Source organism: Arthrobacter sp. 10T425, from assembly GCF_056393985.1.
Map to the genome: position 1 here is coordinate 1 of NZ_JBFTGZ010000085.1, position 445 is coordinate 445.

Sequence of the window (445 nt, forward strand, 5' to 3'; positions counted from 1 at the left end):
GACCAACCCGGACGCGCTCGCACTGGACCCGGTGCAACTGCGGCTGGTGGACCGCGTCTACGAAACCACGGCGCTGGAAGGTGTCTTCGGCCCGATGCGCGATGCGATGCCTGACGACTGGGGCCGCTATGTCATCGACCGGCTCTTCGGCCCGCCGGCCGACCTGACGGGCTATCTGCTGCGCGGCGAGGGCGACTCGATCGGCAATCTGGGTTTCAGCACCTCGCGGGAGATCCCGCCTAAGACCTATTCGCTGCCCGGCTACGACATCCTGCCGCTGACGCGCGGGGTGCTCCGGGGCTTGCAGGAGCGCCGGCATGTCGATCCGGCGCTGGTTGGGCTGGTGCGCCCGAACACCAATCTGGGCGGCGCACGCCCGAAGATGACAATCGGGCATGAGGGCAAGCAGTGGATCGCGAAGTACCCGACGCAGGAAGACCATGGC

The 445-nt window shown here is 67.6% G+C and carries 1 protein-coding gene; it reads left to right on the forward strand.

Annotated features, from left to right (window positions below):
• Window positions 1-445 (forward strand): hypothetical protein (locus tag AC1DDH_RS20635; RefSeq protein ID WP_476956239.1); only part of this gene is annotated, 445 nt, incomplete at both ends.